The organism is Roseateles sp. GW835-FHT13E02, from assembly GCF_058794035.1.
This window is the reverse complement of record NZ_JBXAGJ010000014.1, coordinates 160,883-168,619: the sequence shown is the minus strand read 5'-3', so window position 1 is coordinate 168,619 and position 7,737 is coordinate 160,883. Positions and strand designations below refer to the sequence as shown.

The 7,737-nt window shown below is 62.8% G+C and carries 6 protein-coding genes; 1 reads left to right on the top strand and 5 read right to left on the bottom strand.

Annotated elements, in window-relative coordinates; translation table 11 throughout:
• Positions 1–697: 697 nt before the first annotated feature.
• From AC1Q6P_RS15300 to AC1Q6P_RS15280, 5 genes are all read right to left on the bottom strand, one after another.
• Positions 698–2,206, bottom strand: a complete 1,509-nt coding sequence (locus AC1Q6P_RS15300; RefSeq protein WP_102766555.1) for a tripartite tricarboxylate transporter permease — start codon at positions 2,204–2,206, stop codon at positions 698–700.
• Between the two features lie 10 nt (positions 2,207–2,216).
• Positions 2,217–2,681 (bottom strand): tripartite tricarboxylate transporter TctB family protein, encoded by a 465-nt coding sequence (locus tag AC1Q6P_RS15295; protein ID WP_102766554.1) that lies wholly within the window; start codon positions 2,679–2,681, stop codon positions 2,217–2,219.
• Positions 2,682–2,819: 138 nt separating this feature from the next.
• The gene (gene tfpB, locus AC1Q6P_RS15290; protein ID WP_492664648.1) at positions 2,820–4,676 is read right to left on the bottom strand and encodes a type IV pilus assembly ATPase TfpB; all 1,857 of its coding nucleotides are present in this window, start codon (positions 4,674–4,676) and stop codon (positions 2,820–2,822) included.
• A 23-nt stretch (positions 4,677–4,699) separates the two neighbouring features.
• Complete coding sequence (locus tag AC1Q6P_RS15285; protein ID WP_102766552.1) at positions 4,700–5,488, bottom strand: spermidine synthase; 789 nt, start codon at positions 5,486–5,488, stop codon at positions 4,700–4,702.
• The gene (locus AC1Q6P_RS15280) at positions 5,485–6,015 is read right to left on the bottom strand and encodes a DNA-deoxyinosine glycosylase (RefSeq protein WP_492664749.1); all 531 of its coding nucleotides are present in this window, start codon (positions 6,013–6,015) and stop codon (positions 5,485–5,487) included. Before AC1Q6P_RS15280 ends, AC1Q6P_RS15285 begins: the two co-directional genes overlap by 4 nt.
• A 398-nt stretch (positions 6,016–6,413) precedes the next feature.
• On the opposite strand from AC1Q6P_RS15280, the gene AC1Q6P_RS15275 reads away from it, so the two are divergent.
• A complete protein-coding gene (locus tag AC1Q6P_RS15275; protein ID WP_492664649.1) occupies positions 6,414–7,667 on the top strand; it encodes a hypothetical protein in 1,254 nt (417 codons plus the stop codon).
• The last annotated feature ends 70 nt before the right edge of the window (positions 7,668–7,737 follow it).

The following is a 7,737-nucleotide window of genomic DNA, read 5'->3' as shown; positions in this document are numbered from 1 at the left end:
ACTCTACAGTTCGATCTTGATTTACTCAACGGAATCGACAAAACCATTTACATGATTCCATCTAATTTCCGTGAGCGCTTAAAGTCCAAGAGACTTGATACTCGTCACCGAGCATCAAAACTCACCTTCAAACGCCCACGCTTATCGGCTGTTAATTTTTAAAGAACCAAGAGAGCCAAGCTCATCTTGACAAGACCGACTTGCATCGAATCTTGCGTCTGTCGACCGCTTTGCAGCTCGTCAACAGCACAGAAGCGAGATTATGACTGATTTTCTTTCTACTCGTCAAGCATTTCTGCAAGATTTGTTTTGAATCTCAAATCACATCGAATCGCTTCGATCCTCGTCACCCAGATACTCAAGCAACCCTTTCGAGTCACTCGCTGACTTCCGAAGAAGTGTTTCTGTGCAGCGAAGCCCTCTACTGTAGCACAGGAATTTTGGGCTTTGCAAAGCTTTTTGCAATTTTCTCGATGAAGGTCGCTGATCAGCCGTGACCCAGGCGGCATGTGGGGTAGCTAGCTCCGGCATCGGCCAAGCTACTTACGACGCGTGCTCCCCCAGCGGCTCGCCCTCGACCACACAGAGCCGTGTTGCTACCGCCGAAATGCAAGAAGGGGCCGAAGCCCCCTCTTTCCGTGTCTGGCAGAAGCGGCTGGACGCCCCATCGACGCCACAGGCCCGCAACTGGCTCTCCTCAGTCTTCCTGGAAGGCCTCTTCCCGCTTGCTCTTGATGGAAGGCAGCATGACCACCACCACCATCAGCAGCGCGGCAATCAGCAGGCCGGCGGACAGAGGGCGGGTCATGAACGTGCCCCAGTCACCGCGCGACAACAGCAAGGCGCGGCGCAGGTTCTCTTCCATCATGGGGCCGAGGATAAAGCCCAGCAGCAAGGGTGCGGGTTCGCAGCTCAACTTGTAGAAGATGTAGCCCACGACAGCAAAACCTGCCGTCACGAACACATCGAAGTTATTGTTATTCAGGGTGTAGGAGCCAATGCAGCAGAAGGTGACGATGGCCGGGAACAGGAAGCGATAAGGCACCGTCAGCAGCTTGATCCAGATTCCGATCAAGGGAAGGTTCAGCACGATCAGCATCAGATTGCCGACCCACATCGAGGCGATCAGCCCCCAGAACAGCTCCGGGTTGCTGGTCATGACCTGGGGGCCAGGCTGGATGCCCTTGATGGTCATGGCGCCCACCATCAAGGCCATCACGGCGTTCGGCGGAATGCCAAGCGTCAGCATGGGGATGAAGCTGGTCTGCGCGCCGGCGTTGTTGGCCGACTCGGGGCCAGCCACACCCTGAATCGCGCCCTTGCCGAAAGGCACGCGCGGGTTGCGAGCGACCTTCTTCTCCAAGGTGTAGGCCGCGAACGAGGCCAGCAAGGCGCCGCCACCGGGCAAGACACCCAGGATGGAGCCCAAGGTGGTGCCACGGAGCACTGCCGGCCATGCATCAGCGAAGTCCTGGCGTGTCGGCCACAAGCCCTTCACATCCTTGGTGAAGACCTCGCGGTGTTCCGCCGGCTTGCCCAGATTGGCAATGATCTCGCCGAAGCCGAACACGCCCATGGCGATGACCACAAAGCCCAGGCCATCGGTCAGCTCGGGGATGTCGAAGGAGAAACGCGGCGTGCCCGAGATCACATCGGTGTTGATCTGGCCCAGCAACAAGCCCAGCAAGATCATGGCAATCGCCTTGATCAGCGAACCCGAAGCCAGGACCACGGCACCGATCAAGCCCAGCACCATCAGTGAGAAGTATTCAGCCGGGCCGAACTTGAAGGCCAGCTCGGTCAGCGGCGGCGCGAAGGCCGCGATGATGATCGTGCCCACACAGCCCGCGAAGAAGGAACCGAGGCCAGCGGCGGCCAATGCGGCACCGGCGCGCCCCTGGCGAGCCATCTGGTAGCCATCGATGGCAGTCACCACCGAGCTCGATTCACCCGGCACATTGATCAAGATGGCCGTGGTCGAGCCACCGTATTGCGCACCGTAATAGATACCGGCCAGCATGATCAAGGCAGGCGTGGCGTCCAGCGCGTAGATCGAAGGCAGCAACATGGCAATGGTCGCCACCGGGCCCAGGCCCGGGAGCACGCCAATCAAGGTGCCCAGCAAAGCGCCACCAAAGGCATAAAGCAAGTTCTGTAGGGTCAGCGCCGTGTGAAAACCCAGCGCGAGATTGTTCAGCAAGTCCATGCGCGAGTCCTCAGTTGCCGAAGATGGTGGGCCAGACTGGGATCACCAGCTTCAGGCCCCAGACGAAGATGACCCAGCTGCCCACCGTCAGAATCACAGTGCTGAGCAGCGCATCCTTCCAGCTGAATTCGTCACCGGCCGCAGCGGCCAGCACGATCACCAGGGGCAAGGTCATCAGCAAACCCAGGCGAGGCAAGGCCAGACCAAACAACACAATGGCAGCCGTGATGACCAGCAAGGGCCGCCAGGCCACCGGGCCGATCGGGTCGCCACCTTCGGATTCCAAGGTCAGGGCCTTGAACAGCACCAAGCCGCCCAGCAAGGCCAGCAAGACCCCCAGGCCGAAGGGGAAGTAGCCCGGGCCGGGCCGGGCGGAGGAGCCAAAGTTGTACTCGGTGGAGGCCCAGGCAAACACCACCCCGACCAGCACAAACATCAACCCGGACCAGAAGTCTCTTTGACTCTTGATCTTCATGGGGAATCCCTTTTTCTGCTTCTAGCTGCGATGAAGCGGGATTCTAGGGAGCCCCCTGTAGGGCTGCGCTTGTGGCTTACACGTAATCGCAGCGGGTCGCCACTGCTGCTCTGCTGGGGCTGGAGCTGAGCCTACGCCTCAGGTCTGCCACTGCGGCGTGCTGCGCAGGATCTCTTCCAGCGTGGTCACGCCCTCAGCCACTTTCATCGCTCCGGCCAGACGCAGCGGCCGCAAGCCCTCCTGCATGGCCTGGCGGCGCAGGGCCGAAATGTCGGGTGTGGGGTGCAGATGCGACTTGACCGTCTCACCCACCGTCAACAGCTCGTACAAGCCCGCACGACCGCGATAGCCGGTGTTGCGGCATTCCAGGCAACCGACCGGCTTGTAGGGTTTGACGCCGCCGTTCATGCGCCAATGCTTGAGCATGTCATTCAAGGTGTCACGGGTGACACTGGGATCGGGCACCTTGCAGTGGTTGCACAAGGTACGCACCAGACGCTGGGCCAGCACGCCAATCACCGTGGCGCTGATCAGATAGGACGGCACGCCCAGATCCGTCAGCCGCGTGATCGCCGCCGCGGCATCGTTGGTGTGCAAGGTGCTGAAAACCAAGTGGCCCGTCAGCGCCGCCTGAATCGCCATCTCGGCCGTGGCCAGGTCGCGGATTTCGCCGACCATGATGATGTCCGGGTCCTGACGCATCAGGGCGCGCAGGCCCTCGGCGAAACCGAAGTCCAAGGCCGTCTGCACCTGGGTCTGGTTGAAGGCCGGCTCGATCATTTCGATCGGGTCTTCGATGGTGCAGACATTGACCTCGTCGGTCGCCAGGCGCTTGAGCGTGGAGTACAGCGTGGTGGTCTTGCCGCTGCCGGTCGGGCCCGTCACCAGAATGATGCCGTGGGCCTGGGTGACCAGCTTTTCCCAGCGCTCGCTGTCATGGCTGGAAAAGCCCAGCATGGACAAATCCTTGACGGCGGTGTCAGGGTCGAAGATCCGCATCACCATCTTTTCGCCAAAAGCGGTGGGCAAGGTGGAGAGGCGCATTTCCACCTCGTCCCCAGCCGGATTGCGCGTCTTGATGCGGCCATCCAGCGGCCGGCGGCGCTCCACCACATCCATGCGGCCGAGCAGCTTGATGCGCGAGGTCATCGCGCTCATCACCGTGGGCGGCAGCTGGTAGACGGTGTGCAGCACGCCGTCGATGCGGAAACGGATCACGCCCATCTCGCGGCGAGGCTCCAGATGGATGTCGCTGGCGCGCTGGTCGAAGGCGTACTGCCACAACCAGTCCACCACCTGCACGACACCCTGGTCGTTGGCATCGAGCTGCTTGTTGCTGCGGCCCAGCTCCACCAGCTGCTCGAAGCTGGCCACCTGGCTGGACTCACCCGCCTTTGCCGCGGCGCGCACCGAGCGGGCCAGCGTGAAGAACTCGGTCGTGTAGCGCGCAATCTCCAGCGGATTGGCCACCACCAGCTTGATGGGCTTGCGCACATGGGCTTCAATTTGCGCCACCCAGCCGGTGTCAAAAGGCTCCGAGGTGGCGATGGTCACCTCGGTCACGCCCACCAGCAGCGGCAGGCAGCGCTTGGCCTCGGCATAGCCGACCGACATCACGTCCGACACCCGGCCCACATCGACCTTGAGCGGGTCGATGCGCAAATACGGCAGCTTGGCCCGCTCGGCCAGCCACTCTGACAGCGCATCCACATCGAGCGGCTTGCCCGTGTTGCTGCGCGTCAAGCCGCCGTGGCCCAGGCGCACCAGCGGGTGCAGCGAGCTGTCACCCGCAGCGAAACGGCCCTCGGTGCGCAGCACCTGGGCCTCGTCGATCAAGCCATCTTCCTGCAACCAATGCAGCAGGGTGCGCCATTCCAGCCGGCCTTCGCCACTGGAGCCGCCCGCGGCGGCCGGCGTGTTGCCCGATGAGGCCGAGGAAGAGGATGAGGCGATTGAAGCCGATGCGGAGGCGCTGGTCTTGGGCTTGGCATTCATGATGGAGAAGGGACGCTCCGCGCTCAAATGGGGTTGAGAATGCTCACAGGCAGGGGCCGCACCATGCGCAGCCATTTGCGCGCCGGCAGCTCGAACAGCGACTCGATATTAGCCGCTCGGCGCTCCAGCTCCTCACGATCCGGCACCACCACGCCGCGCGCCGCCACCAACACGGTGTTGCCCTCCTTGGTCGGCGTCAGGCTCCAGACCTGGTCCGAGCCGAAAATGGCCGCCACACGGCGCGCGCTGGCGGCAAAGCTGGCGTCGCGGCCGAAGAGGTTCACCGTCATCAGGCCACCGTCCACCAACAAGCCATGGCAATGGCGGTAGAACTCTTCATCGTCCAGCACCGGGCCGGCAGCCTCGTGGTCGTAGAGGTCGATGTTGAGCACATCGACCGTTTGCAGATGCTCCGGCTTCGCCACCCACTGACCGGCATCCTCGTTGATCACCGTGAGGCGTTTGTCGTCCTCGGGCAGGTGGAACCACATGCGGCAGGCCTGGATCACCGTGGGGTTCAGCTCCACGGCCGTGGTCTTCATGCGCAGCACCTTGTGGCAAAAGCGGGTGATGGCCCCTGCGCCCAGGCCCAGTTGCAAGGCGTGGCCGCTGCGCAGCTCGGCGCTCGGGCGCCAGAGCATCCAGGCCATCATGCGCTGGATGTACTCCAGCTCCAGATGCTGGGGCTTGCGGATGCGCATGGCGCCCTGCACCCAGATCGAGTCCAGGTGGAGGAAGCGCACGCCGTCGTACTCGCTCAGGGTCGCGGGAATCCAGTCGGACTTCTTGTTTTGCTGCTTTGTCTTGCTCATGGGGCAAGTAGACCATGGCGCGCGAACACTTCTCGCCAGGTCGCCAGCTTGCGTTCGAAGGACCAGCTGGCATTGGCCGGGCTGCTGGACGGAAGGCGGTAAACCGGCAGGCCCAAGCGCTGGGTCACCTTGATATGGCGGGCCGATTCGCCGCCGTTGTGCGCCACCGCCTGCAGCCCCGGCATGCGCGCGGCAAGGCCCAACAGATCGTTCGGCTCGGCGGCGCGGATCGCGCTGTCCAGGCTGCCATCGCGCTCGCAGGCGGCATAGACATCCCAGATCGCCAGCCCTCGTGCGCGCGCCGCCGACAGTCGCTCCTCGTAGCCCAACACGCGCAAGTCCTGACCCCAGAGTGCCGAGAGCAGCGGCCAAAACTGGTTGCGCGGATGGCCGTAGTACTGCTGCGAGGCCAAGGAGGCGACGCTGGGGAAACTGCCCAGCAGCAGCAGGCGTGCGTCAGGCGCCCAGATCGGGGCCAGACCTTGCCATCTGGCGGGCTGTGCAGCCGGCAACTGCTTTGCCGTCATCGACCCATCCTGTCCACCCGCATCAAAAGGTTCATTCCTCATCGTGACTGTCGAAGCCATCTGGCAAATCATCAGCTGCCAGGTTCTCGACTTCGGCCTGACGGCCCTGGCTGCGCTGGCGACTTGGATTATCGGCCGCCAGAAGTTCGAATCGACCATGACAGGCAGATACACTCCGCCGCGCACAAGGCCACCGTCGCAGGCTTCGGTGTCGCCGCCTATCCCTTGCTGTTGCACCGATTGCGCCGCGTAGCCGTTGATCGCGAGAGCAACAGCCAGCGCCGCAACATCGAGTGCCGGTTGCTGGGCCGACTCGAACACCGAAACGCTGCATCCAATCAGAAGCACGGCCCGTGTCGACGCGCGCCCATGCCCGGCGAAACCAAGAGAAAGCCCGTATGAATCTAAAGCCCGCATGGCGCCGGTATGCGCTGTTTGCAGTCCTAGCGCTGACATCGAATGTCGCGGCCGCGCTCGAACCAATCGAGGTGCAGCGCTGGCAGCACGATCTCGCCGTCTATCGGCAAACCCTGGAGGCTCGCCATATTCGCCTCTACCACCGGATCTCAAAAACCGAGTTCACTGCCGCACTCGCAGGACTCGAGAACGCACTACCCCGCCTCAATGAACAGCAGATCGTCGTCGAGCTGATGCGCATCACGCGGCTCGTCGGCGACGGCCACACCCACCTGGCCTACTGGGATGCCGAGCATCACCGCTACCCGATCGCCTTCCGATCGATCGAGGGTGAATTGCGCGTCGTCCGCACGACCCCAGCCTTCCGTCAGCTACTCGGATCGAAGCTCGTCGCGGTCGACGGGATGGCGGCGTCAAAACTGCAGGAACAGCTGGCGCCGGTCGCACAGGTGGTCGAGAACGCGCAGTCGCTGCGGCGCCAGACGGCCAATCACGCCAATGTCGCGGAGGTCCTCTATGGTCTCGGCGTCACGCGCCAGCCACGCCAGGCCCGCTTCGAGCTCGTCGATGATGTCGGCAAGCCTCAAGCAGCACTGTTGACCGCTCTGCGCAGCGACGACTACTACGAGCAGCTCAGCGCGACCATCGCGCCCGACACGGTGCCGCTCGGACGAAAGGTTGCCGAAGTTTCCAACCGGCTGTGGCTCAGCGCGGATCCAGCACAGGCAACCGCTTACCTCTACTTCGCGCAATATCCGTCATTTCCCGAGATGGAGCGCTTCGCCGCCAAGGTCCAGTCCTACCTGCGCAAGCATCGGATCCGCAAGCTCATCATCGACCTGCGCGAAAACGGCGGCGGCGACTTCTTCGTCGGGCTCAGCTTTGCGCACCAGATGATTCTTGTCGATGAGCTCGACTGGAACGGCGGCATCTATGCCCTCATCGGCCCCACGACCTTCTCGGCCGGCATGAGCAATGCCGCGCAGTTCCGGCAGCTATTCAACGCCACACTGGTCGGCGAGCCAACGGGTGCCAATCCGGTCGGCTATCAGGACATGGACGGTTTCGTGTTGCCTCACAGCAAGCGGCGCGTCAACTATTCGAAGCGGATGTACCGCTTCGACGTGCCGTCAGCCGACGGACTCCAGCCCGACAAGTTTGTGCCGACCACCTGGGCCGATTTGCGACGCGGCGTCGATGCAGCCCTCGCTTGGGCGCTCGCCGATCGACGCTGAACGATGGCCCTTGGCCAGCATCTGCCAATGCGGATCGCCGGGCAGTTCGGCGATCTGGTCGCACAGCCAG